We start from the raw sequence: 26203 nt of genomic DNA on the forward strand, positions 1-26203 counted from the left end.
TATTTTTGTTATTATTTCATACATAAATGAATTTACAGATATAAAAAGCGAGTGAAAATTATGTATGGAGAAAAAATAAAAACTAAGAGGAGAGAATTAAATCTTTCCCAAGAAGATCTTGCCAATAAACTTTTTGTGACAAGACAGGCCATATCCAAGTGGGAAAATGACAAGGCCACACCAACGATGACTAACCTGAGGGAACTTTCTGAAGTCTTTGGAGTGGACATGGCTTATTTTATTGGCCAAGCTAATGGCGAAAAGAAAGTAGACAATAAAGAAGAAAAAGATGAAGTTGAAGAACAAAAGGAAGAGAAATTAAGCAAGAAAAGAATAATTGGTAGGGGACTTTGGGACATCTTTATCTATGCCTGTCTTTGTATCATAGGGATTTTCTTTTACTCAGTCTATTATTATCTATTCATGGAAAGACTTTTGGGGAAAGACCCAAGTCAGATACCCTACTTGATCCTAACTGTCTACATGATAGTGGCAGTGATATCCTTTCCCCAAGCCTATAAATTTGTGGAAGAAAAATTAGATGACTTGGAATACAACCTATTCTCGAAAGTAGTCCTTCCAGTTGTTTACATTATTTCGCCCATTATAGTCGCACATTATATAATAAAAAAGAAAAATTAAGTCCACCAAAGCCGGTGGACTTTTTGCTTGAAAAAAGAGATTAAGAACAATCTTAATCTCTTGATATATAGTTTATTGATGATTTTAATTAAATTAATGTGTATAGATAATAAAGTAAAACAATGCTAAGTCCATACATAGAAACATGAATTTCCTTAGCTTTTCCTGCAGCAACTTTTAATATTATATAAGATAAAACAGATATTGATAAACCACTTGCAATGTTATATGTGAATATAGTCATCGCAACTGCTAAAAATGCAGGAATTGATTCTGTTGGATCATCATAATTAATGTTTTTCATTGAACTCAACATTTGAATTCCAATCATAGCTAAAACAGGACCAGTTGCAACAGCTGGAATCATTAAAGCAATTGGAGTTAATAAAAGTGTTAGTGCGAAAAATACAGATGTAAATATTGCTGTTAAACCTGTTCGTCCACCTTCTTCAACACCACTGGCAGATTCAAGATAAGTTGTCATTACTGGCATACAGAAGAAGCTGCCGATTAGAGTAGATAATGAATCTACTTTAAAACATTTTTCTATTTCAGGCATATTTCCGTTTTCGTCTAACCAATTTGCTCTATTTGCTATACCTAAGATAATTCCCATTGTCCCGAAAAAGTCAGGAACAAAGAATGTAAAAATCCATGGTAAGTATTCTGGCTTTAAAGCGCCAAGTATATCTATTCTAAATATTGTTTCAGAAGAGAACTGAGGAATTTGTATTAGTCTATCAGGAACAGTTGTTACTCCTAAAGGAATACCTATTAAAGTTACAATTAGTATAGATAGAATCATACTGCCTCTGATTTTTCTTGCTTCGAAAATAAGTATTAAAATAAATCCTATTAAAAATAATAAAACGTTGATGGATGTTAAATCTCCAAAAGTAAGAGTATTTGATTGAGCGTTTGCAACAATTACTCCACTACTCTTAAATCCGATAAGGGCAATGAATAAACCAATTCCTGCACTGATGGAAATTTTAACACTAGCTGGAATTGCCTTGACAACAATTTCTCTTAATCCAACGAAAGATATAATTACAAATATTAAACCACTTAAAAATACTAGACCAAAAGCCACTTCAACGGGCATGTCAGTTTCAGAAAGAGTTGTACCGATAATTACAACACTACTCATACCAGGTGCAAGAGCAAAAGGTCTATTAGTGTACAATGCCATGGCCACACTACAAATAATTATAAATAAAATCAACACTGTTAATAATGGTGCCGGATTAAGGCCAGCTCCAGATAACAAATTTGGTATTGTAGCTAAAACGTATGACATTGTAGCGAAAGTAGTAAGGCCGGCTAGTAGTTCTGTTTTGAAATCCGTTGAATTCTCTCTTAATTTAAAATAACTATCTAAATTTGTATCATATTTAGACATAACAAACCTCCTTTACCAGATAATCACAATAAACTATATAAATTAAATTATATCAGACGTGTCCTCTCTGTTAAAGACTCATTAATATTCTAAAATACTGAAGAGCATTTTTGGGAAATAAAAAATAGTCCTGAAGCTCTTTATATGTTAAAATATGAATCATGGAGGTGTTTACATGGATACCAGTCGACCCTGGAAAATATGTACATGCCTAAGCGATAAAGAAAATCTTGTGAGTAATAGCTAGATAATTTAGTTTTCATAAATCTTTATCGCTAGGCAGCGAATTTTTATGCAAAATTTATTTGTTTGCAAAAAATAGGAGGATTTATGAACAACTTAGATAGAGAAAAATTAAAGAACTTGCAAGAAAAGATCAACAGGATGGACCCTGTTGATATAGCAGAGAACTTAGAAGAACTATCCAAAGAAGATGTGGCAATTTGGATAAAACTCCTAAAAAAGGACCTTTTGGCAGACGCCTTTTCTCTCTTGCCAAGAGATAAGAAGATTGAAATGATAGGTTCCCTTTCTGAAGACAGGATTATGAGTCTTATGAAGGAACTTGAAGAAGACGAGGTAGTAGATACCTTGCAAGAGCTTCCTGCCAATATGGTGAGAAAGCTCATGTACCAATACATCGAAGAGGATAGAAGACCAATTATAAACGAACTTCTAGGCTTTCCTAAGGAGTCCGTTGGTTCCATTATGTCCGTTGGTTTTATCTTTGTTAAATCAACAGCTACGCCAACACAGGCTCTAGAGAAAATTATCCACTCAGACCTAGATGCAGACAGGCTAGAACAAGTTTGGGTTACAAACGAATCCTTACTTCTGATAGGTTATGTAAACCTAGCCGACCTTCTTCGTAATAGGGACAAAAAAATCGAAGAATTTATGCACCAAATCAATGCCAGCGTCTATGCAACAGATGACCAAGAAGTTGTTGCTAAGTTAGCCTTCAAGTACGACTTATCAGAAATTCCTGTAACAGATTCTGAAGGTAGACTTGTGGGTATCGTCCCAGCAGAATGGGCCATCGACGTTATGCACGAAGAGTATGAAGAAGACTTGGGTAACATCCACGGTATTAGCGAGTCATCACCAGAGCACTATTGGGACAAGTCAGTCCTAAGACTTGCCAAAGACAGGACAATGTGGCTTATAATTTGTCTTGTTACAGCAACTTTTACAAGTTTTATAATAAAAAGATATGAGACCCTCTTGGCATCATCAGTTGCTCTTGCAGCCTATATCCCAATGCTAATGGACTCAGGTGGAAACGCAGGTACACAATCATCAACAACAGTAATCCGTGGAATCTACACAGGAGAAATTGAATTCAAAGAATTTGTACAAGTTATGTTTAAGGAACTCCGCATTGGATTAATAGTTGGAGCTGTCCTTGTGGCAGTAAATATAGTTAGGATGTCTATCCTCGACAGTGTTAGCATTGGAGTAACCCTAACAGTTTCAGTCACACTTCTTACAACAATAGTCCTATCAAAAATGATTGGTGGTATCCTTCCTCTAATTGCAGAAAAAATAAAGGTGGACCCAACAATAATGGCGGGACCACTTATCACAACAATAGTAGATACTTTGGTATTATTTGTATATTTCGAAGTGGCAACACTTTTAATTGGGGTTTAATTTAATAGAAAATTTGAAGAAGCACAGGCTTCTTCTTTTTTTGCTTGATTTTAGGTTTCTAAATAGAAAATAATTCTATTTTTTCCCTTAGTAAGATTGAGCTTGGAGATGAAAATTATAAATAGTTGAAAAAAATTATAAAAAAGGAGAAGGTCTTGTGCAGTTACCACAAAGCCTTCTCTTTTATTTATTCCAATTATTTACAAAGTCCTCAAAGCTTTCTCTGTCCTTGGATATTTCTTCTATGCTTGTATTTTTTTCTTCTAAGATTTCTTCTATTTCTTTTCTGTAGAAGATGAAGATTTTATCCTTCAGCTCCTTATTTTTTTCTTCTTCAAAGTCCCTGCCACTTTCTACATAATAAATCCTATCTAGGTTTTTTATAAGGGCGAAAGTCTCTATGGCATTTATAAAAAGGTCTTCTCTATTTATGTTAGATGTGTCCTTTACAAAAATTTTAAGCCCGTAGGGTGACTTGCTTGAAAGTATTTCAATAGCGCCCACCTCGAAGCCCTTTGGGTAGTCTTGTCTCGACACAATTTGTGAGACACTTGAGTTGTCGCCAACGAAGTCTGTCTTGTAATTGTATAGACTATCTATCCTTCTATTTTGGCAGCCGCAAAGGACAAGTACTAGGCCCAAGAATATATAAAGTTTTTTCAAACACATCACCTCTTTCATAGATTATATCAAAAAAATAAAAAGTCACTAGGACTTTTTAAATTCTTTTATTTACATTATTGTTCTAAAAAATATTCCAAAAATCAAAAAGATTAAAAATAATAAGGTAAATTTGTAGTTCACTATTTTTCCTTTCGTGACTTTATTTTAGCATTTGGCTTAACTCATTGATGAGAGTTAGGTTAGTTACATCGTATAAAAGCGGGCTTACTGTTGCATAGCCTTGGCCCAAGAAGTGGATGTCTGAATCCTTTTCGTTGTTGTCCTTTGGGAAGCCTTTAAGCCTCATGTTGTAGCCTTCTCCTTCTTCTGAAATGTCGTAGATTGACATTACGTCGGCTCCAACCTTGCAAACTTCTACTCCCTTTAGTTCTTCGTAGTCAAGGTAAGGTACGTTTATATTTAGGACTTGAAGTCTCTTTAGGTCGTCAAGTTTGTTAAAGACTTCTACTGCAACTCTTGCTGCTGTTTCGAACTTTGAGTGGCCCTTTACCCATTGAGATGAAACTGCAATGGCAGGTATGTTAAATAAGTTTGCTTCAATTGCTGCTGAAACTGTGCCTGAATAGAGGACATTTGTCGCTGCGTTAAAGCCGGAGTTTATACCTGAGAAGCAGAAGTCAAACTTTTCATCTAGTAGGTGGACTGCTGCTCTCACACAGTCAGCTGGTGTCCCATATACGCAAAGGCTCTTCACATCTCCAAGGCCTTCTAGTTTTGTTTCTTGAACCATTAGTGGGCTCTTAAAGGTAATGGCGTGTGATTTGCCAGAGTTTTCAACATTTGGCGCAGCGATAGTAACCTTGTGGCCTTCCTTTATTAGGGCCTTGGCAAGGACTTCTATGCCTTCTGCATTTATTCCGTCATCATTTGTAAGTAATATGTTCAAATTATTCCTCCCTTATTTAAAGTTCAAAGACTTTTGATGGGTCTGACCTTGGAGCCACATCGATAGTGTAGTCTGTGTTTTCTTTTTTGTGTTCTGATGCAAGCAAGTCATTTATTGTCCTTAGGGCCAGGTCTGGCAGATTGTTGTCAGAAGACAAGTGACCTAGGATAACTTGTTCTTGTTTCTTTTTTAAAATCATTGCAAGAACTTCGCCTGCATTTTCATTTGAGAGGTGGCCCTTGGTAGAAAGGATCCTCTGCTTAGTTGGATAGGGGTAAGTCCCATTTATTAGCATGTCGACGTCGTGGTTGGACTCTAGGTAAATTAAGTCTGACCCATCCATTTTTTCCATGGCATCTTGATTGACCCAACCTGTATCTGTCAAGAGGGAAAGTTTCTTATCTCCCTTAACTACAAAGCCACAGCCACTTGCACAGTCGTGGAAGGTGGATATGGGCAGGATGTCTAGGTCCTTAAAGCTGAAGCCCTTGCCATTCTCAAAGATAAAAGTATTCTTTGGGTCTAGCTTCTTAACAGTGGGAAGCATGGCATCAAGGGTCATCATGTTGGAGAAGACCTTTAGGTTGTGTCTTCTCGATAGGACTCCAACTCCTTTGACGTGGTCTATGTGTTCATGAGTCACGAAGACTGCGTCAAGCTCTGATGGATTTACGCCTATCTTTTCTAAGTTCTCTTCAATTTTTTTGCCAGAAAGTCCGGCATCTATAATAATTTTTGTATCTTTATATTCAATGTATTGGCAGTTGCCACTTGAGCCACTTGCCAAAGAGCAAAATTTCATAAAAACCTCCACACATATTCTAACATAGGGATTTGAAATTGTTAAGCTTAGGAGTCTTTAGTAGTTTGATAGAACTGTGTATTCCCCGTCAGAAAACTTGACCTTCCAACCAGGTATGGCACGACCATTTACTGCACGAGTTATGTCTTCGATATAGCCCTGGTCTTCTGGGTTGAAGTAGAAGCAGGGGATGATTTTTTCGATTGTCTTGTTGTAGTACTCTGTCTTATTTAATAGAGAGAGAAGGGCCCTAGGAGCAGGAGATAAAAATATCTTTTGGTCTGACTTGTCAAGGACATTGAGCCAAAGCCTATCCATAGACATTACTCCCCTCTCGTCAATAATGAAGTTGGTGTAGGAGGACTCAACTGGAATATTTTCAAAGATCTTGGTGTAGTTTAAAAAGTACTTGCCATCTTGCTCTTTGTAATAACTTAGGTAGATGTCTCTTGTGTCGTACTTCTTGTCCAATAAAAACTTAGTAGCAATTTTTTGTGCCTCATCTAGGTTTTTAATATTGTATTTCTTATCTTCTTTTCTGTTTTCGTAGTAGACCCTGCGACCATTGACAAGGTTTATATACTCGTCATTGAGTGAGATCTCTGCTAGGTCTGTGCTTGGCCTTTCAACTGTGCCCTTGCCGTCAAAGTACCTGTTCTTTATGTCTTCTTCTGATGATGTCTCAAAGGAAACCAAGACTGAGGGAAGTTTTTTTCTCCTTCTTGGTATTTTTGTATCTAAGATAATATTTTTTTCTTTTAAAAGACCAGTGACCTCTTTTACAAAGTCAATTCTTGTGGACTCGTCCCTCATCTTAAAATTTTTGTAGTTGCTATAGCCAAAGAGGCCCACATTGGCAACTATAAGGGCGATTATTAAGATTTTTTTAATTTTTTTCCAATCCATACTATCTCACCATCATCAAACTTCCGTCTTCAACATCAAAATAGTAGACGCTGCCCATGTAGGACATTTCATAAACAAGGCTAGGTTCCTCTGCCTGAGAACTACTGGAAATTAAATAGACAAGACTTAGGTTATCTATGGAAGATAAGATGTCCATTACAGGTTTGTAGTCAAAAGTCTCCTTGTTCTTTTTTAAAATCTTATGGATTCCCTCTATGTTAATTTTTTCCTTTTTATAAATTGGGTTGTCGTCCTTACGGATGTAGTATTCCCTATAATTTTTTACAAACTCAGAGTAGACGTCAATCTCTATAAAGCTGTGGTCCTTAGATGGAAGGACTAGGGGAATTTGCCCGTCTTTTAAGTTGAAGAAGAACCTGTAACCCAAATTGTCGTTGTAGTCGCAGGGCTCGATCTTCTCGAGATAAATCCCAGAGCTTATCCCAGTCTTTTGGGCGATAAATTCCACGGCCCTATCGAGAGACTTGTTGAGATCACGAGACTTGACATCAAAGAGAGACTCTAGGGAGTATTCAATAATCCCGTCACTTGATAAAGACAAGTATTCATTTTCATAGACATAGGTATTCTTACCATCTACAGACATTTCCCTGATGTAGTCAATGGGGATCCCCAAAAATCTTTCGGCCAAGTTGGACTTCATGCTCTCTTCCAAGTTGCTTAGACCAGAGACATAGGCAACCTTCTGTAGGGAGATGTAGTCTTCGTCGGGAATGTAAATATCCTTTTTTATCCCGTAGGCCTCGTAAAAGTTGACAGCCCTTATGCCCTTGGATTTGACTTCCTTTAAGATTTCTCCTATATCAAAGTCCACCTTTATATCCACAAGCTTGTAAAAGTTTTTGCTGCCAGAAATATAGATTTCTCCAAGATTTGAAATGTAAATGGAGTCCACACTTAGGTTGATGTCGTTGGAGTTTCTTTTGTCTCCAATTAGGTTCACAAAAACAGAACCTGAAAGGGGAGAATTAAATTTAAAAACTAGGGACTCCTGCCTTTGGAGGTTTAAATATTCTTCTGTATCAATGAGTTTTAAGTTTTCTGAATTTGCCTTTTGAAGCTTCTCAGAAATATTTTCTCCCGTCATCTTCCAATAGGGTCCAAGATCTGTTGTCATGTAGTGGTCCCTGTCCCCAAAGTTTGCAATTAATCTTTGAGGAGTAAGAATCTCTTGCAAGAACTCATCTACTTCACCAATCTTCGCCTGGTCTTCGGACTTTGTGTCAAAGGAGAGCCAGAGGTTCTTGGACTGGAAGACCAAGAGGATCACTAGGCCTATTAAGATGAAGGTAGATGTTGGCTTAGGCAATTTCTTCATCATTGTCATCACCTTCACTTGCCTTAAAGAGGAGGGTAACAATAGTTCCCTCGCCAAATACAGAATCAATCTTTAGGCTTCCACCAAAGGATTTTATCATCTCGCTGGCAATGGAAAGGCCAAGACCTGTTCCACCCATTTGCCTGCTCCTGCCCTTTTCAACCCTGTAAAATCTTTCGGATATCCTTGGCAGGTCTTCCTTAGGGATACCAATTCCATTGTCTTCCACCTTGATTTCCACAAGGTCACCCACGTTTGTAGCATCAATTACAATTTTTCCATTTTCAGGAGTGTACTTGCAGGCATTGGAAATAATATTTGTAAGGATTTGGTCAGCGCCATTTCTTTCGGCGTAAATGTCCTTTATATCCATATCAATATTTAATTCAATCTTGTGATTTTTTTGAACTATTAAGATTGATTGAGACTCAATTGCTTCAGCAATAAACTCATAAGTGTCAATAGATTCCAGGCTAACATTGTCCTTGTTGTAGTCGATGTTAGAAAGATATAAGAGGTCTGTCACAATCCTAGACATCCTGGAGTTTTCCCTGTCAATAACCTTTAAAAAGTTTCTTTGTGAATCCTTGTCAAGGTCGCTGTCAAGGAGGGTTTCTGTGTAGGACTTAATAGTTGTAATAGGAGTCTTTAACTCATGAGATACATTGGCAACAAATTCTTTACGCATAATATCTAGCATGTGCTCCTTGTCCACGTCTTGCAAAACAATAATAAGGCCTGAATTTATAAGGGCATCAGACTTGTAGGGGGCGTACTTGATCTTATAGAAGGAGTTGGCAATTTTTGTCAGCTCTTCCCCCCTAAGACTCTCTTCATTTTTGTAGTCAATATTATTAAGGTTAATGGACTTTAAGTTTATAACCCTATAAAAGTCCTTTTCTGAAATATTTAAAATCTTCTTGGCAATGGAGTTTGCGTGGATTAACCTGTTGTTTCTGTCAATGGCAATTACACCTTCAGCCATGTAGTTAAAAATTGTGTCGAGCTTTGACCTCTCAAGGTCCATCTTCTCTATGGACTCACGCAGCTCCTTGGTTAAGAAGTTAAACATCATACCAAGTTCTCCAATCTCATCCTTGCTCTTGACCTCAATACTTTGGTTAAAATTACCCTTGGCAAGGGCCTTGGCTTTCTTAGTTAAGGCACGAATAGGTCCAGTGATGGAATTGGCGATAAAATAACCAAGTATAGAAGTTGTGATAAGGGAGATCAAGGTTGCATAAGTAATAATAACCTTGGAGTCGTCTATTACAGAATAGATTGAGTTAAGGTTTCTCGTCATATAAATAATTGCAAGGATACTTCCGTCGCCAGATAGGATAGGTCTTGCAATGTGTTTTTCCACGTCTTTCTGGTTTTCGTATTCCACAATTTTTTCCCTGGTCTTGCCAGAAGCTGCGTCCATTACAAGTTTTGGTTCAATAAATTTTACTGAGTAAGCATCTTCTGACTCCTTTGGAGAAATATTTTCTGTACTGGCGAGAATCTTTGGAGCCTTATCTGGTGAGATAATATAGGCAGATTCTTCACTGGAAATACCCCAGTCTTTAAGCGTTGCGTCAAGCTGGGGTAGTGTTTCATAATTATTATCTTTAAAAAATGCCGATGTAGTTGTAGCAAGTGTGTCCATGGTCCTAACCATAGAGGAAGTTGCAGTTTCTATCTGCACATTTTCCAGCCTATCGATGATAAAGGTAGATGCGATAAACATGGAAATAAGAACTAGGACTACATAAATCAAAATAAATCTAGACTTAATAGAGTGGTTCATTAGGACTCACCATTGTCTGATGCAAAGAAATAGCCAACTCCTCTTTTAGTCTTGATGTACTTAAAGCCCTTCTTATCATCTTCGATTTTTTCACGGAGTCTTCTAACAGTGACATCAACTGTTCTTATGTCGCCATAGTATTCATACTCCCAAACTTCTTCAAGAAGCTCTTCTCTTGAGAAGACCCTGCCAGGGTAGGAAGCCAAGAACTTTAGGAGTTCAAACTCACGAAGGGTAAGCTCAATCACTTCGTCGCCTCTTATGACTTGGTACTTGCTAAGGTCAATTTCAAGATCCATAACTTTTAAAATTGAAGGATCGTCATTCTTGTCTGGGCTATCAAACCTTCTTAATACTGCCTTAACTCTTGCAAGGAGCTCCCTCATTGAGAAGGGTTTTACAACGTAGTCGTCTGCCCCAAGCTCAAGCCCCAAGACCTTGTCAACTTCATCTTCTCTAGCCGTAAGCATAATCACAGGCACGTCAGATGTTTTTCTTATTTCCCTAAGGGCCTCAAATCCGTTTAACTTTGGCATCATTATGTCAAGAATTATAAGGTCGTAATTATTTTCTTCTGCAAGGGCAATGGCTTCTTTTCCATTGCAACCTGTCTCAACAATATAGCCTTCCTTTTCAAAATTAAATTTAATAATATCAGATATTGCAGATTCGTCGTCTACAACAAGTATTTTCTCTTCCATTTAAAATCATCCTCTTTGTTAACTATTCAGTATCAACCCTGGTAAAAATTTCATCATTTCCCTTTTCAGAATAAAGGATAAGAAGGGTTTTAGTATCAAGTATTCCATCGATTTTTAAAATCATATCATAAAACCTTGTTAAGTCTGAAGTATTTATAGTTTTAATCCTTAACATTATACAGTGCTCGCCTGTAACCCTGTAGCATTCAAAGATTTTAAATTTCTCGTCCTTAATCTCCATAATTTTTGAGATAAGTCCCTTGAAATCATTGGTGTTGACCTTACAGAGGACATAGGTGTCCACGTTGTAGCCAATCTTTTGCCAGTCCACAAGGACCTTATAGCCCTTGATGTAGCCAGCGTCTTCCATCTTATATATTCTTCTATGGATAGCAGGTCTTGTTAGATTTAATTTTTTTGAAATATCTTCGTGGCTCATGCGTCCATTTTTTCTCAAGAGCTCAAGGATTTCAACATCAATTTCATCTAAATTGTCATTTTTTCTCATAAAAAATCTCCCCTGTTACGAATTGTACAAATTTATTTATTAAGTGTAATTTTATTTTAACATAAATCATAAGAAATGAAATAAATTTAAACATTGTAAATAGAAAAAGTTATCTTTATGATAAGAAGATAAAAATTTTTATTAAAATGTGAAAATCTTATACTTCTTTATAGACTTCTTAAAATAGTATATAATAATCAAAGGAGGCTCTTATGGAAAATAATCCAAAGCTTAGTTTTAGAAAGATGAACTTAAGAGATGTTTTTACTTTTAGAAATTGGGGCCGCAATGATTCGCCCCTCTTCTTGGAGTATAATTTTATAGAAGAGTCTGAAGAAGATATAATAAAATGGTTTAAATGGAAGACTAAAAGGCCTCTCTCAGAGTATTTTGTAATAGAAAGTGATGAAAGAATAATTGGTTACTTGTCACTAAAAAATATAAATAAAATTTTGAAGAAGGCAGAGCTTGGTGTGGTCTTAGACCCCAACTACATAAATCAGGGGATTGGCAAAAAGATTCTTGGCCTTTTTTTGACTTATTTAAAGGACAGGGGCTTTAAAAAAATAATTTTATTTGTTGCAGACTACAACAAGAGGGCAAGAAAAGTTTATGAAGAGCTTGGCTTTAAAAAATCTTACAGTTTTCTCATGAAGTTTCCCAATGGGTCTTATGATGAAAGCATACCTGACTTCTACGAGAACAAGTCTTCCTTTAAGATTATTTTAAACAGGACCTTTAACTACGCAATAAAGATGGACATAGACTTGGAAAGAGATTGGTGAAATATGTTTTTACTTGAAAAAAATAAATACGACCTTGGAGAGACTTCCATAGAGAATATCTTTTTAAATGATTTTATGCCAGGAGCCAATGGCGAATTTGTAAAAGTTTATCTCTTGGGTTACAAGTTTGCCAAGGAAGGGAAAACTGGCATTACTAGCGAAAATCTTGCCGACTATCTTGGAATCCTTGAGTCCGATGTCAATAGGGCCTGGGCCTATTGGAAGAAGATGGGCATAGTTGAGATAGAAGATGACAAGGTTAAGTTTGTAAACCTAAAGGAACTTTATATCAAGAATGTCTACAACTTAAAATCAGAAGAAAAGAAAAAGGACAAGGGTTATTCAGAAGTTGTTGAAAACCCAACCTATGCCAACCTTCTTACAAGGGCAGAGTTCCTCATGAGAGAGCCTATTGCTCCCATGAAGAAGATTGACATAATAAATTGGATTACGGCCTACAATATGCCAGCCGACTTAATAGAAGAAGCCTTTTTCTATACAACAGAGATCAAGGGGATTTACAACATTTCTTATGTGGAACAAGTTGTGAGAAACTGGTCCAGAGACAATATTAGGACCATGGAAGAAGTTGAGCAGTCTTACATTGAGCACGACATAAAATATTATAGGTACAAAAAAATAATGAGATACATTGGAGTGGACAAGAAGTTTAGTCAAGTTGACTTTAACATTATTAATTCTTGGTTTGATGAATTTAAATTCTCAAAGGACTTGATTTTAGAAGCTTGCAAGAGGACTTCAAAGATTTCCAAGCCCAATGTCAATTATGTTGATGCCATCCTTATGAAATGGAAAGAATTAGATATTAAGTCTCCAGAAGATGTTGAGGAAAAGGACCAAAAGAAAAGGAAGAGAAAGCCCACAGCCTTTCACAACTTTAAGCAAATAACAGATAATTATTCAGAAGACGACCTCTTTGATGTTGCTATGAAAAAGCAAAGAGAGGGTTTTAAAAAGCTAGGTGTTGATTATGGAACTGACGGCAAAGATAAGTAATTATTATGAAAACTTGAGGAGAAAAAATTCTGAAATCCATGAGAAAAGACTAGAGGAAATTTACAAAAAAATTCCTGAAGTTAGGCAAATTGATGGCCTAATAAGGGACATTGCCCTAAGGGCATCTATGGACCAGATTAAAAATCCCAATGCAGACAAGTCTCTTGAGGCATCAGAAAAGATATATAACTTAAAAATAAAAAAGATGGACTTTTTGGAAAAGAATGGCTATCCAAGGGATTATCTTGAAGAAATTTATTCTTGCAAGGACTGTCACGACACAGGCATAAATGAAGATGACGAGAAGTGTCACTGCTTGAAGAAGTTAATTGTCTCAGAGCTTTATGACATGTCCTCAATTTCCTATATGCTTGATAGGGAGAACTTTGACAAGTTTGACTTAAATGTCTTTTCTGAAAAAGTTTATGAAAAATATGATATGTCGCCAAGAGAAAACATGAAAAACATCTTGGCAATTTCTAAAAAATATATTAGGGACTTCGATGAAAAGAATGATTTAAACCTACTTCTTTGGGGTCAAACGGGCCAAGGCAAGACTTTTTTATTGAACTGCATTGCGGCTGAACTTATAAAAAAAGACGTCATTGTAATTTATCAGACAGCCTATGAGATTCTAAAGACCATAGAGGACAGGAAGTTTAAAAATATTGATGACGACAAGTACAATCTTTATTTTGAGGCAGACCTCTTAATAGTGGATGATTTGGGGATTGAGTTTGTAAATTCTTTTACAGCCTCAGAGATTTTTAATATTATAAATACGAGACTTTTGCGTGGCAAGAAGACATTAATTTCTACTAACTTGTCACCAAAGGAATTGTCAGAAACCTACACTGACAGGGTATTTTCAAGAGTTTTTCAAAAATTTGTCCCAATTAAATTTTTTGGGCCAGACTTAAGATGGCAATGAGATAGATGGATTGAAGGGAGAAAACATGAAATTATCAAAGAGAATTCAAAATGTTGAATATTCAGCAGTTAGAAAGTTGACACCTTATGCAGATGCTGCAAAGGCAAGGGGAATAAAGATTTACGAATTAAATATTGGGGCGCCAGACATTGAGGTCCCAGATGTTTATTTTGATTCCTTTAAAAATGTTAAGAAGGGACCACTTCCTTATGCCCATGCCCAAGGACTTGTAGAGCTTAGGGAGGCGACTGCAAAATATTATAAAAACAGGGGAATAAATTTTGATGCCAAGGACATCTACATCACAAATGGTGCTAGTGAGGCCCTCTTGTTTACCTTCCAAACAATTTGTGACGAAGGTGACGAGGTCCTAACAACTGACCCTTTCTATACAAATTACATGACAGTTTTTGAGCAACTTGGTATTGAACTTGAAGCCTTTAAGACTGATCCAAAAGAAGGTTTTGCCCTTCCAGAAATTGGAGAAATTGAAAAGCATATTAATAACAAGACTGTAGCAATTTTGCTTTCAAACCCAACTAACCCAACGGGAGCTCTTTACTCTGAAGAAGAGATTATGAGGATAGTTGAACTTGCAAAAAAACACGACCTATATATTGTTGCTGACGAAGTTTATAGGGAGTTTGTTTACGATGGCAATGCTTATAAGTCCTTTGGAGAAGTTCGTGGAATAGAAGAAAATCTAATTTTACTTGACTCCATATCCAAGAGATTTGGAGCTTGTGGGGCAAGAATTGGTTCCATTGCAACAAAAAATGATGAAATCAAGGATGCTATAAATAGACTTTGCAACTGCAGACTTGCATCACCAACTCTTGAACAAAGAGCAGCGGCAGAATTATATGGAATAGACAAATCCTACTTCGAAGAAGTTAACAAGGAATACCAAAAAAGACGTGACGTAATCTACGAAGAGCTTATAAAAATTCCTGGAGTAACTGTGGAAAAACCAAAGGGAGCCTTTTATGTTATGCCTAAGCTTCCTGTTGACGACACAGAAAAATTTGCAATTTGGCTAATTGAGAACTTCCAAATTGATGGAGAAACTCTTATGTTTGCACCGGCTGCAGGTTTCTTCAAGAACAAGGAAGAGGGAAGGCAAATGGTTAGACTTGCCTTTGTCCTAAATGTAGACGACATAAGAAAGAGTATGAGAATTTTAAGAGAGGGCATGGAAGCCTATGCGAGGGAAAATGAATAGGGATAAGATTTTAAAGATTTTAGAGAAAATAATAATATTTTTAGTTACCCTTATAATGATTTCTGTCCTCGCCAATAACTATATAAGAGTAAGTCAGGGAGCCATAAATGATGGGCTTAGGATGGCACAAATTGTTTTATCAATTGCCATAGTTATCCTTACTTTAATTATGGCTGGCCTTACAAAGAACAAGAAGCTTTTCTTTGTCCTAGTTGGATTTTATATTTTGACTGGAGCCCTCTTCTATATATTTAAATCGGCAAACAGAATTTAAAAAATGAAATTATTTTTCACTTTAACAAGATAAAAATGTTATAATCACATTAAGAGGGGACTGCCTTTTGGCAGTTCCTTTTTGTAATTAGAATACCCCCGGTTGGACCGGGGGTTCAATTTAGCTTTAGCGATGAATAACAAAAAATAAAAAGACCTCCGTGTTAAAATAAATTTGTGGTTTACCAGAACACAAAAATAACAGGAGGTTTTTTATGAATTTAAATCATACACATAGTTTATCACACACAAAATGGAATTGTAAATACCATGTAGTGTTCGCTCCAAAATATAGAAGGAAAGTATTTTACGGAAGTAAAAGATTGGAAATAGGTGCAATATTAAGAGAGCTTTGCAACTGGAAGGGTGTTAACATAATAGAAGCAGAAGTTTGTCCAGATCATGTACACATGTTGCTAGAGATACCACCAAAATTGAGTGTGTCTAGTTTTATGGGATTTTTAAAAGGGAAAAGCAGCATAATGATATATGACAAATGGGGTAGCTTAAAATACAAATATAGGGGAAGGCAATTTTGGTGCAGAGGATACTATGTAGATACAGCAGGCAAAAATACAAAAGCAATAAAAGAGTATATTCACAACCAACTTAAAGAAGATGAATTAAGTGGTCAGATAACCATGGACAATACAGACCCCTTTAGGGGTTAGCAAGTAGAGATTGCAAGTGGTAAACCACAAGCGTCCTTGAGGCGCAGCTAGTAAAAAAGGTCCTTTGGACCGCAAAAGCAAAACCACCGGCTACGCCGGTGGATTTTTTATTAAAAATAGATTTTTCAAATTAGAAAGAGGAGAATTTATGAATCTATTATTAATAACAGTGATTCTTTTATTGGCTATGATTGCCACAAAAATATCCAACAAGTCGGGTCTTCCTGCCCTACTACTTTTCTTGGCATTGGGAGTTATCTTCTCAGCCTTGGGATATGATTTTAACAATTATAGGATTGCAGAAAATATTGCCACAATAGCCCTTATGATAATAATTTTTTATGGGGGTTTTGGTACCAATTGGAATATGGGACGTGAGAGGGCAAGGGAGTCAATTATACTTGCAAGCCTTGGAGTCCTTGCAACTGCAATTATAACAGGAGTCTTTTGCCACTATGTCTTGAAGTTTGGCTTCTTAGAGTCCATGTTACTGGGTTCAGTTGTGGCATCAACAGACTACGCATCTGTATCAAATATACTTGTATCTAAAAACCTAAACTTAAAATACAAGACGGCATCCCTATTAGAAATCGAAAGTGGATCCAACGACCCCACAGCCTACACAATGACTATGGTTTTCTTATCCATGCTACTTGGCAGCGACCTTTCAGTTCCAATGATGGTATTAAAGCAAGTTGTCTTTGGACTTGCTGGTGGTTTCCTATTGGGCTTTGTATTTATGAAACTTATAGAAAAATTATCTCTTGACGAAGATGGACTTTTTTCAGTTTTTATAGCCACACTTATGATAGGGACTTATGCCCTAACTCAAACACTTGGAGGAAATGGATTCTTGGCCCTTTACGTTCTTGGAATTTACATTGGTAACCACGAATTTAAGAAAAAGAGAGACGTTGTATTCTTCTTTGACGGCCTTTCAACAATTTTTCAAATTGCCATGTTCTTCCTATTGGGACTATTATCAGATATCCACTTAATTGGCCAGGCCCTTCCTATTGGTTTTATACTTGCAATCTTTATGCTAATAGTGGCAAGACCACTTTCAGTATTTGGACTTATGGCACCCTTTAAGCTTAAGAAGAACCAACTTACAATAATTTCCTTGGCAGGACTAAGGGGAGCAGCTGCCATTGCCTTTGCCATAATGGTGGTAAACAGTGGGGTAAACTTATCTATAGACATCTTCCACATAGTTTTTGTAATTTGTATTTTTTCACTTCTTATCCAAGGAACAGCCCTTCCCTTTGCGACTAAGAAGGTGGACATGTATGATCCAGACGACTCAGTCCTAAGGACCTTTAATTATTATTCAGACAAGACAGATATTGGATTTATCAAGACCCAGGTTACAAAAATATCGCCTTGGGTAAATAAAAAAATATCAGACATTGAACTTGCCTTTAACGTCATAATTGCAAAAATAGAAAGAGACAATAAGAGTATAGTCCCTAGAGGTAACACCTACCTAAGAGATGGAGATATACTTGTCCTTGGAGGAGAAACTTACTTTGACTACACAGGAGAAGACCTTCTTGAGATAAAAATTTCCGAAACTCATGATTGGGCAGGCAAGAGGGTGAAGGACCTCCACATAAGAAAAGATGAACTTATAATTATGGTCCAAAGACCAGGTGGAGAGATAATTGTCCCAAGGGGAGATACCCTTCTAAATCCGGGCGACAGGGCAATAATCTCTAGGGAGATAAATGAAATAGAAGATCCGGCTAAGTAAAAGAATTTATAAAGGAGAAAATATGTCACGAGAAAAAGAACTTAGAGAAGCGAGAGAAAGCTTATTAGACCTTAAGGATGAAATCGACAAGACAATTAAACTCACAGAAAGTGCATCAAGGTGGGGAATCTTTGACCTTTTTGCAGACTCTGGAATAGTTGGCATGGTAAAGAGGGGCAAGATAAAAGATATCAACAGAGGCCTTGACCGTGTGAGAGAAAAATTATTAGTGGCAAAAAATGAATTAAATGATATTAGGATTGATCTTGATGATGAAATTTCTGATTCGACTTATGATTTTTTTGTAGATGTAATTTTTGACAACATCTTTACAGACCTTCGTGTAAACAGGGAAATAAAAGAAATCAGAGGAAATCTAGAAGACTTATCTGACAGGGTTGACGAACTTCTAAATAAAATTAATTAAAAAAGTCTTGACAGGTAAAATTAATGATGCTAACATTATAGAAAATTTAAACCATTTGAAGAGAAGAGTAATCCATCTTGGAATTTTACAGAGAAGCCCGTTTTGCTGAGAGGGTCAAAGGAAGATGTGGATGAACATGGCCTCTGATGGGATTAGTCGATATTAGACTTTTCCGGGAGCTCCCGTTATAGAGATAGAGTATGTTGGTACTTGAGAGTGGCATTCCTTATGCAAAATAGGTGGTAACGCGGAAATAATTCGTCCTTATTGTTTTTTATAAACAGTAAGGACTTTTTTTTATACATTCTCAAGATAGATTTTAGAAAAAGGAGAAAGAAAATGACAAAAATTTTAGCACCAAGTAAGTTCGACGTTGTAGGATCTTTTTTGAGACCAAGAGATTTAAAAATCGCAAGAGAAAAGTTTTCTAAGGGGGAAATTTCAGGAGAAGAACTTAGAAAAGTTGAAGACAAAGAAATAGAAAAGTTAGTGAAAAAGCAAAAGGAAGCAGGACTAAAAATTATATCTGATGGAGAGTTTAGAAGATCCTGGTGGCACTTTGACTTCTTCTGGGGACTTGAAGGAATAGAAAAGTACACTTTGGCTGAAGATGAACTAATTCACTTCCATGGAGAAACCCTAAGACCTGACGGAGTAAAAATTGTCGGAAAAATTGGAGGTAAAAACCACCCCTTCCTAGACCACTACAAGTTTGTAAAAGGATTTGAAGATGAAAACACAGTGGCAAAACAAACAATTCCATCACCTGCCCAACTCCTAAGAACTGTCTATAAACAAATTGGAGAAGGAAAAATTTATGAAGATGAAAATGAATTTGTAGAAGATGTAGCCAAGGCTTATGGAGAATTTTTCCAAGAAATTTATGAATTAGGTTGCAGAAACTTGCAAATAGACGATTGCACTTGGGGTGCCTTAGTAGATGATGATGCCACAAAACTTTATGAAGCTGATGGAAAGAATATTGAAGACCTTAAGAAGATTTACTTAGAAATAAATAACAAGGCAATAGAAAAAGCACCAGAAGGACTAAATATAACAACTCATATTTGCAAGGGCAATTACAAGTCATCCTTTCACTTCAAGGGAGCCTACGACGCAGTTGCAGATTATGTCCTAGCAAGAGAAAATGTATCAGCCTTTTATCTAGAATACGACGACGAAAGATCTGGAGACTTTAAGGCCCTTGCCAAAATTCCAGCAGGCAAGAAAGTTGTCCTTGGGATAGTTACATCAAAAAGACCAGAACTTGAAGATAAAGAAGAACTAATAAAGAGAATAAAAGAAGCGGCAAGATATATTCCTCTAGAAAATATCTGCATATCACCCCAATGCGGTTTCTCATCAACAGAAGAAGGCAACGCAGTGACAGAAGAAGACCAATGGAAGAAGATAGCTCTTTTAAAAGAAGTAGCAGAAGAAGTTTTAATTTAAAATTTTGCAAACTATGTAAATTTTATAAACTACAAAAGACTAGGAAGTCATAAAGAAATATTAACTGACCAAAAAATACAAAGTATCATAAAATTATGACTTGATAAAAAACTATAAGCTTGCAAATAAGTATAGGTTAATAAAAAAGCAGGAAGTCATAAAAAAATATAAGATCATAAAGAAATGTAGACTGGTAAATAGATATAAAGTTGTAAAAAAGTATAGACTCATAAAAAATTACAGACTTATAAAAAACAACAAAGTAACAAAAATTTCAAGTTTATAATTAGAAAAGATTTTATTATTTAAATTAAAATTAAGGGTTATGACCACCCTAGTATTTTAATTAAGTTTATAAAAATATTTTCCTAAAAGAAAACTCCTCCTAAATTGATTAAAAATATTACAAAAAGATCTCCAGTTTTGGAGATTTTTTTATTGGATAAAACAAAATTTTTAATAAGAAAACAAAGAAAAAATACATTTTTAAATTCTCTATAAAATTGTATTTTTAGGGAAGAGTCTTGAGATAAAATTTTTACAAATCTAAAATTCTATTTTACTTAAAAGAGATAGAGATTTGTATTTGTAAAGGGTCAAGACTTTAATTATAAATCAATTTAAAGTGGAATAGGTCAAAGATGGGGAGGGAAAAATGTTTTTCTTATTTATTAAATTCACTAGACTAGGATTTTTGTTAAGGTTATAATTAATTTAATCATGCAATTATTTTTATGAGAGGAGACTTTATATGCAAGATTCACAAAAGAAAATTAAGTGGAATGCCCTGGCTTTCATGGCCTTCTCCACTTTATGGGGTTTTGGAAATGTTGTTAACGGTTTCGTATTCTTTAACGGAATCCAAGTAATATTTTCATGGATCCTAATGTTCGCACTTTATTTTATTCCAAACGCTCTAATGGTTGGAGAACTTGGTTCAGCCTTCAAGGACGAGGGTGGTGGAGTTACATCATGGATAAGATCAACTTCTAGCGATAAGCTAGCTTATTACGCAGGTTGGACTTATTGGGCATGTCACATTACCTACATTGCTTCTAAGGGTTCTGGTGGACTAAAGGCTATGTCTTGGATGTTCTTCCAAAACGCAGAAGTTTATGACTCACTACCAACTGTTTATGTACAAATCGCAACTCTAGCAGTATTTTTAATTTTCTGCTGGGTAGCAAGTAGGGGACTTAACCCACTTAAAAACCTTGCAACTATTGCAGGTTCAAGTATGTTTGTTATGGGTATTCTTTACATCTTAATGATGCTAGCTGCACCAAAAATCAACCCTAATGGTGGTTACCAAGCTATGGACTGGTCTCTTAATAATTTAATCCCAACATTTGATATGAAGTATTTCACTTCTTTATCAATTCTTGTATTTGCTGTTGGTGGTATTGAAAAGATGAGTCCTTACGTAAACAACATGGAAGGTAACTCTTCAAAAGAATTCCCTAAGGCAATGATTTTCGCTGCTGTAATGGTAATTATTTCTGCTATCTTTGGTACTATTGCCATGGGTATGATGTTTGATCCTGCTATTATTAATTCAGATCCTGCAACTTTTGACTCTTATGCAGCTAACGGTGCTTACTGGGCCTTCCAAAAAGTTGGAGAATACTATGGTCTTGGAAATTCTATTATGATCATCTACGCTTTATGTAACACTATTGGTCAATTCTCTACACTTGTTGTAAGTATTGACGCACCACTTAGAATGCTACTTGATGATGATAAGACAAATAAATATATACCAAGAAAGCTTCTTAAGAAAAATAAATATGGAGCTTACATCAACGGTATTAAACTTATAATTGTTCTTGCAGGTTCTATTATCCTTGCACAAATCCTTGTGCCAGGTGCCGCAACTGTATTAAGACAATTAACAAAGCTTAACTCAATTACAATGCCACTTCGTTACCTATGGGTATTCTTGGCATATATCTTCTTGAGAAAGAACAGGGGCGATGTAGAAAGAGACTTCTACTTCACTCGTAAGCAAGGTCTTGCTCTATTCTTTGGATTCTGGTGCTTCGTAGTTACAGCTGCTTGCTGTATCCTAGGAATGATTTCAGATGACCCAATGCAAATGGCACTTAACATAATTACACCACTTGTACTTGTTGCACTTGGAGTAATCTTACCAATGATTAGGGCAAAGGAAGATCAAAAACTTAGCTAAATTCTAAAAGGAGGAAGTATGAATTATTTAGAAACTTCAAAGGAATTGTTAGAATTTATTAGAAAATCTGCAAGTATGTTCCACACAATTGACACTGTGAAGACATATCTTGACAAGGAAAATTTTATTGAATTAAAGGAAGGCGAAAGCTGGACTATTGAAAAAGGCAAAAATTATTACACTACAAGAAACGACTCAAGTATTATTGCCTTTAAGGTAGGTAGTGACCTTTCAGATTATCACTACCAACTAGTGGCTTCTCACTCTGACTCACCAACTTACAAGGTGAAAAGTATGCCAGAGCTAGATGGCCCAGGAGACTATGTAAAACTAAATGTAGAAGTTTATGGTGGACCAATTGATTCAGTTTGGTTCGACAAGCCACTTACTCTTGCAGGAAGAGTCCTAGTAGAAGAAGATGGCGCCATAGTTTCAAAGCTACTTCACATTGACAAGGATATTTTAATTATCCCAAATGTTGCCATCCATATGAACAGGGATGTAAACAAGGGTTATGAATACAATAGACAAGTTGACCTTCTTCCACTATTTACAAATGGTGAAATGAAAAAAGGCGACTACAACAAGATGATAGCTGAAGAACTTGGAGTTAGTGAAGACCAAATTATTTCTAAGGACCTATTCTTAGTAAATAGACAAGAAGGAAAGATCTGGGGCTACAAGGATGAATTTGTTTCATCACCAAAACTTGATGACCTAGAATGTGCCTTCACTTCACTTAAGGCCTTTATTGAAGGTAAAAACGACAAGGCAGTAAATGTTTACTGCTGCTTCGACAACGAAGAAGTTGGATCAAACACAAAACAAGGTGCTATGTCTACCCTTCTTCACGACACATTAAAGAGACTTAACGCAGGTCTTGGTTTTGAAGAAGAAGAATACCACAAGGCTGTTGCAAAATCCTTCCTAGTAAGTGCTGACAATGCTCACGCAGTTCATCCAAACCACAAGGAGTTAACTGATGACGAAAACAGAACTTTCATGAATGAAGGAATTGTAATCAAGGAAGCTGCTAACCAAAAGTACACATCAGATGCCTTTTCACAAGCAGTTTTCAAAAAGATTTGTGCCCTTGCTGAGGTACCAGTTCAACACTTTGCCAACAGATCTAACATGCAAGGTGGCTCAACTCTTGGAAACTTATCAAACACACAAGTGTCCCTTCACGCAGTTGACATTGGACTACCTCAACTAGCAATGCACTCCAACTACGAAACTGCAGGAGCAAAGGACCCAGCTTACATGGTTAAGGCCCTTACAAAATACTACAACACAAATATAAAAATCGATGGAGCATCAAAAATCTCTGTTGAAGAATAAAATAAGATTTAAATTCTAAATTTAAATAAATACTTTTTTAGGGTGGGCTTAGGCCTGCTCTTTTTTTGTTGAAATAAAAATTTTTACAGAGGATTTACTTTTAATAATCTCAATTTAAACAAAATTTTTTTATACTTATCAAAGGAAAATTTAGGAGGTTAAAAAAGTGAAAAATAATTTGAAAAGAAGTTTTTTGTCATTATTTTTACTTGTTGCATTGTTTGTATCACTTATTCCAAGTGGAATATTTGCACAATCAAAAGTAGTTGCAGAGTGGGATTTTAGTAAAGAAAATTCTACTGGTTCCATTGGTGATGGAACTTTAAAGATTAAAGATACAAGTGGAAATAATAATGACTTGGAAATGCAAACTTACACAGGTGGACATTTAACTGATGATAAGTCTAGTGAAAATTGGGAAGATTATCTAAAGTTTTCGAGTGAATCTATAAATGGAAAGGGCTCAATTGAATTTGCTGGACTTGCAAAGGATAAGGGTGCCGATTTTGTAACAGTAAATGACGCGCCAATAAACAAAGAAACATTTAGTGATGGCTATACAATTGAAATCTTGTATTATTTGCCAAAGGACTGGACTAATAATGATAAATGGATGGGAATGCTTGCAAGACAAGTTGCCGACACAAAGAATGTAAAGACAATGGACGAGCCTGAACTTGGTTCAACTTCTATTGCAGTTTCAAATTGTAAAGAAGTTCAATACTTAACTGTGAACGAAGATGATTCTCATCTTATGAAATCTGCTGTATGGTCTGTTGCCATGGATAAGGGCGGTCAATGGTATCACATAGCCATAACTTGTGATAACCAAGGAAATATAAAGTCTTTCTTAAATGGAGCGGAGTCTTTTAGGAATTATAAATCAAGTGATGGTGGAGCTATGAGAGGAATTTTTGCTGACCCAGCAGACGGAAGATTTAGAGTTGGTTCATCTTGGTGGAAAGAAGGAAGTCAAACTCTTGATAAGTTTTTAAATGGAAATATTGAAACAATAAGAATTTCTAAGGGAGCACTTTCTAAAAGTGAGTGGTTAATTCCAAATCCAGAAAGTCTAGCAGGAGATTTTGGTACAAATAAGGAATTTGCCTTGGAGAACAAAAATAATTACAATTTTGTATTTTTACCAGATACACAAAACACTGTAAAATTCAAACCAGATGTAATGGACAGTGCCATTAGAGGTCTAGTTAATGATGCAGACAAAGGCAACATTAAAGCAGTTTCACATCTTGGAGATATTGTTGAAGACTTTGATGATAAGACACAGTTTGAAAATTCTAAAAATACATTTTATAAACTTGCTGATTCTAAAATAAAAACCTTGATTATTCCAGGTAATCACGATTACTGGCCAGAAGAAGGATATGGATATAATGATAAAGAATTTTACATGAATCCAAACAACAATCCTCTTGATATGTTTTATAAAGATTATTATGGAAAAGGCTCAGATTTTACTAAAAAGGCCACATATGTAGTAAATGATTCTCCTTCTGGCAGATCATCTTACATGAAGGTAAGGGCAGGTTCCTATGAATATTTAATGGTGGGTCTATCTTGGTATGACCTTGGACGCGATAAGGATTGGTTTGAAAATATTTTAAAAGAAAACAGAGAAAATCCAACAATAATTGTGGCTCACAACATAGTTGACTGTTCAGATACAGAACCATCTTCAGTTCAATTTTCTGGCGTTGGAGATGAAATCTGGAATATAATTAAAAAATATGATCAAGTATTTATGACAGTGTCTGGTCACTATCATGGAGCTGGGAATAAAGTTTATATGAACGACAAGAATAAACCAGTTATAACAATTCTAGCTGATTATCAATTTTCCTATAATGGTGGAAATGGATTTTTCAAATATGCAGAATTTGACGAAGATGCAAATAAAATTTTCTTAAAGACTTATTCACCTTATGCTGCAAGTCTTTCTGATTCTGAAAAAACTTTCTTTGATGTAAATTATATGCTTGGAAAGGGAAATGACGATGTACTTGATTTAAACTTCGACAATAGATTTGATTTTGCAAAAAAATATCCAAGAGAAGTTGAAAAAGATGACAAGAATGTAATTCCTTGGACTGAAATAGAGGATAATGCCCAAGTAATTGATAATGATGTGGAAGAAAATTGGAATGATAATTTAACCCACAGAAAACATCATGAAAAAACTTATCCAGTCTATGTTGGCACTTCAATATTTTCTGAAAACAAAAATCTTGAAAAAGAAGTAGACAAGAAAACAGAAGGCAAAAAAGCTGATGTAACAGATTATGAAGGCCACTGGGCAAAAGAATTTATAGAAAAAGTTTTAGATAAGGATCTTATGGACTTAATAAATGGGAAATTCTTCCCAGATAGAAAGGCAACAAGATTTGAACTTGTAAAAGCACTTGCAAAGATGCAAAATGTAAATCCTAAAGAGTACACTGAAAATATTTATAAGGATTTAAATAAAGATTCAGAAGAAAGTGGCTATATTGTATGGGCAAGCAAGAAGGGCATAGTATATGGATATGAAGATGGAGAATTTAAGGGAAATAGAGAAATTTCAAGAGAAGAAGTTGCAGCTATCTTAAATAGATATGTGGAAAAACTTGGAATTGAAAGAAAAGAAGCTGAAGATATTAATTTTAAAGATGAAGCAAAGATATCTTCTTGGGCAAAGAATGAAGTAAAGAAGGCAGTAAGTAGAGGTCTATTTACTGGAAGAGATGATGGAAGCTTTGACCCTAAAGAAAATATAACAAGAGGAGAAATTGCGAGAGTAATTGTAAATTTACTTTCATAAATTAATTTTC

Annotated in this window: 23 protein-coding genes and 1 other annotated feature; of the genes, 14 read left to right on the forward strand and 9 right to left on the reverse strand. The window is 35.7% G+C overall.

From position 1 onward, the window contains the following. The first annotated feature begins 60 nt into the window (after nt 1-60). Entirely contained in the window at nt 61-642 is a 582-nt protein-coding gene (locus I6I93_RS05005; RefSeq protein WP_172605458.1) for a helix-turn-helix domain-containing protein, read from the forward strand. An 88-nt stretch (nt 643-730) separates the two neighbouring features. Here I6I93_RS05005 and I6I93_RS05010 read toward each other — a convergent pair whose 3' ends face one another. Beyond that, nucleotides 731-2044 (reverse strand): NCS2 family permease, encoded by a 1314-nt coding sequence (locus I6I93_RS05010; RefSeq protein WP_112889670.1) that lies wholly within the window; start codon nt 2042-2044, stop codon nt 731-733. Nucleotides 2045-2374: 330 nt separating this feature from the next. Here I6I93_RS05010 and mgtE point away from each other — a divergent pair, with 330 nt between their 5' ends. Beyond that, nucleotides 2375-3697, forward strand: a complete 1323-nt coding sequence (gene mgtE / locus I6I93_RS05015; protein ID WP_112889671.1) for a magnesium transporter — start codon at nt 2375-2377, stop codon at nt 3695-3697. Between the two features lie 183 nt (nt 3698-3880). On the opposite strand, the gene I6I93_RS05020 is transcribed toward mgtE, so the two are convergent. The 8 genes from I6I93_RS05020 to I6I93_RS05055 form a co-directional block, all read right to left on the reverse strand. Continuing rightward, nucleotides 3881-4360 (reverse strand): DUF4825 domain-containing protein, encoded by a 480-nt coding sequence (locus tag I6I93_RS05020; protein WP_112889672.1) that lies wholly within the window; start codon nt 4358-4360, stop codon nt 3881-3883. Nucleotides 4361-4520: 160 nt separating this feature from the next. Beyond that, nucleotides 4521-5267 (reverse strand): 5'/3'-nucleotidase SurE, encoded by a 747-nt coding sequence (gene surE, locus I6I93_RS05025; RefSeq protein ID WP_112889673.1) that lies wholly within the window; start codon nt 5265-5267, stop codon nt 4521-4523. 16 nt (nt 5268-5283) lie between these two features. After that, nucleotides 5284-6069, reverse strand: coding sequence for an MBL fold metallo-hydrolase (locus I6I93_RS05030; RefSeq protein WP_112889674.1), 786 nt, complete (start codon nt 6067-6069; stop codon nt 5284-5286). A gap of 57 nt (nt 6070-6126) precedes the next feature. Continuing rightward, a complete protein-coding gene (locus I6I93_RS05035) occupies nt 6127-6975 on the reverse strand; it encodes a hypothetical protein (RefSeq protein WP_112889675.1) in 849 nt (282 codons plus the stop codon). Between the two features lies 1 nt (nt 6976). Further along, nucleotides 6977-8317, reverse strand: coding sequence for a hypothetical protein (locus tag I6I93_RS05040; protein WP_112889676.1), 1341 nt, complete (start codon nt 8315-8317; stop codon nt 6977-6979). Further along, nucleotides 8298-10106 (reverse strand): HAMP domain-containing sensor histidine kinase, encoded by a 1809-nt coding sequence (locus tag I6I93_RS05045; protein ID WP_112889677.1) that lies wholly within the window; start codon nt 10104-10106, stop codon nt 8298-8300. The genes I6I93_RS05040 and I6I93_RS05045 overlap by 20 nt, the downstream gene beginning before the upstream one ends. After that, nucleotides 10106-10807 (reverse strand): response regulator transcription factor, encoded by a 702-nt coding sequence (locus I6I93_RS05050; RefSeq protein ID WP_070701555.1) that lies wholly within the window; start codon nt 10805-10807, stop codon nt 10106-10108. The genes I6I93_RS05045 and I6I93_RS05050 overlap by 1 nt, the downstream gene beginning before the upstream one ends. A 22-nt stretch (nt 10808-10829) precedes the next feature. Further along, a complete protein-coding gene (locus I6I93_RS05055) occupies nt 10830-11315 on the reverse strand; it encodes an Lrp/AsnC family transcriptional regulator (protein WP_070701557.1) in 486 nt (161 codons plus the stop codon). A gap of 212 nt (nt 11316-11527) precedes the next feature. On the opposite strand from I6I93_RS05055, the gene I6I93_RS05060 reads away from it, so the two are divergent. The 12 genes from I6I93_RS05060 (at nt 11528) to I6I93_RS05115 (ending at nt 26193) form a co-directional block, all read left to right on the forward strand. Continuing rightward, nucleotides 11528-12100: a GNAT family N-acetyltransferase gene (locus tag I6I93_RS05060; RefSeq protein ID WP_112889678.1), complete on the forward strand. Its 573-nt coding sequence runs from the start codon at nt 11528-11530 to the stop codon at nt 12098-12100. A 3-nt stretch (nt 12101-12103) separates the two neighbouring features. Continuing rightward, nucleotides 12104-13117: a DnaD domain protein gene (locus I6I93_RS05065; protein ID WP_112889679.1), complete on the forward strand. Its 1014-nt coding sequence runs from the start codon at nt 12104-12106 to the stop codon at nt 13115-13117. Beyond that, on the forward strand, nt 13092-14048 hold the full coding sequence (locus I6I93_RS05070) for an ATP-binding protein (RefSeq protein ID WP_112889680.1): 957 nt from the start codon (nt 13092-13094) through the stop codon (nt 14046-14048). Before I6I93_RS05065 ends, I6I93_RS05070 begins: the two co-directional genes overlap by 26 nt. 25 nt (nt 14049-14073) lie before the next feature. Continuing rightward, nucleotides 14074-15270 (forward strand): pyridoxal phosphate-dependent aminotransferase, encoded by a 1197-nt coding sequence (locus tag I6I93_RS05075; protein WP_112889681.1) that lies wholly within the window; start codon nt 14074-14076, stop codon nt 15268-15270. After that, complete coding sequence (locus tag I6I93_RS05080; protein WP_112889682.1) at nt 15263-15544, forward strand: hypothetical protein; 282 nt, start codon at nt 15263-15265, stop codon at nt 15542-15544. The genes I6I93_RS05075 and I6I93_RS05080 overlap by 8 nt, the downstream gene beginning before the upstream one ends. A gap of 214 nt (nt 15545-15758) precedes the next feature. Next, nucleotides 15759-16214, forward strand: a complete 456-nt coding sequence (tnpA, locus tag I6I93_RS05085; protein ID WP_112889683.1) for an IS200/IS605 family transposase — start codon at nt 15759-15761, stop codon at nt 16212-16214. Between the two features lie 148 nt (nt 16215-16362). Then, nucleotides 16363-17967 (forward strand): potassium/proton antiporter, encoded by a 1605-nt coding sequence (locus tag I6I93_RS05090; RefSeq protein WP_112889684.1) that lies wholly within the window; start codon nt 16363-16365, stop codon nt 17965-17967. 22 nt (nt 17968-17989) lie between these two features. Next, entirely contained in the window at nt 17990-18394 is a 405-nt protein-coding gene (locus I6I93_RS05095) for a hypothetical protein (RefSeq protein WP_112889685.1), read from the forward strand. Nucleotides 18395-18440: 46 nt separating this feature from the next. Continuing rightward, nucleotides 18441-18663: a binding site (T-box leader), on the forward strand. A 70-nt stretch (nt 18664-18733) separates the two neighbouring features. Next, the gene (locus I6I93_RS05100; protein WP_112889686.1) at nt 18734-19846 is read left to right on the forward strand and encodes a 5-methyltetrahydropteroyltriglutamate--homocysteine S-methyltransferase; all 1113 of its coding nucleotides are present in this window, start codon (nt 18734-18736) and stop codon (nt 19844-19846) included. A 751-nt stretch (nt 19847-20597) separates the two neighbouring features. After that, on the forward strand, nt 20598-22034 hold the full coding sequence (locus tag I6I93_RS05105; RefSeq protein WP_112889687.1) for an APC family permease: 1437 nt from the start codon (nt 20598-20600) through the stop codon (nt 22032-22034). Nucleotides 22035-22052: 18 nt separating this feature from the next. Continuing rightward, nucleotides 22053-23375 carry a M18 family aminopeptidase gene (locus tag I6I93_RS05110; protein ID WP_112889688.1) on the forward strand — a complete coding sequence of 441 codons (1323 nt, stop codon included), beginning with the start codon at nt 22053-22055 and terminating at the stop codon, nt 23373-23375. Nucleotides 23376-23541: 166 nt separating this feature from the next. Further along, complete coding sequence (locus tag I6I93_RS05115; protein WP_112889689.1) at nt 23542-26193, forward strand: S-layer homology domain-containing protein; 2652 nt, start codon at nt 23542-23544, stop codon at nt 26191-26193. Nucleotides 26194-26203: the final 10 nt, after the last annotated feature.

Origin of the sequence: Peptoniphilus harei (assembly GCF_016726485.1) — a bacterium.
GTDB classification, from domain to species: Bacteria; Bacillota; Clostridia; order Tissierellales; family Peptoniphilaceae; genus Peptoniphilus_A; species Peptoniphilus_A harei.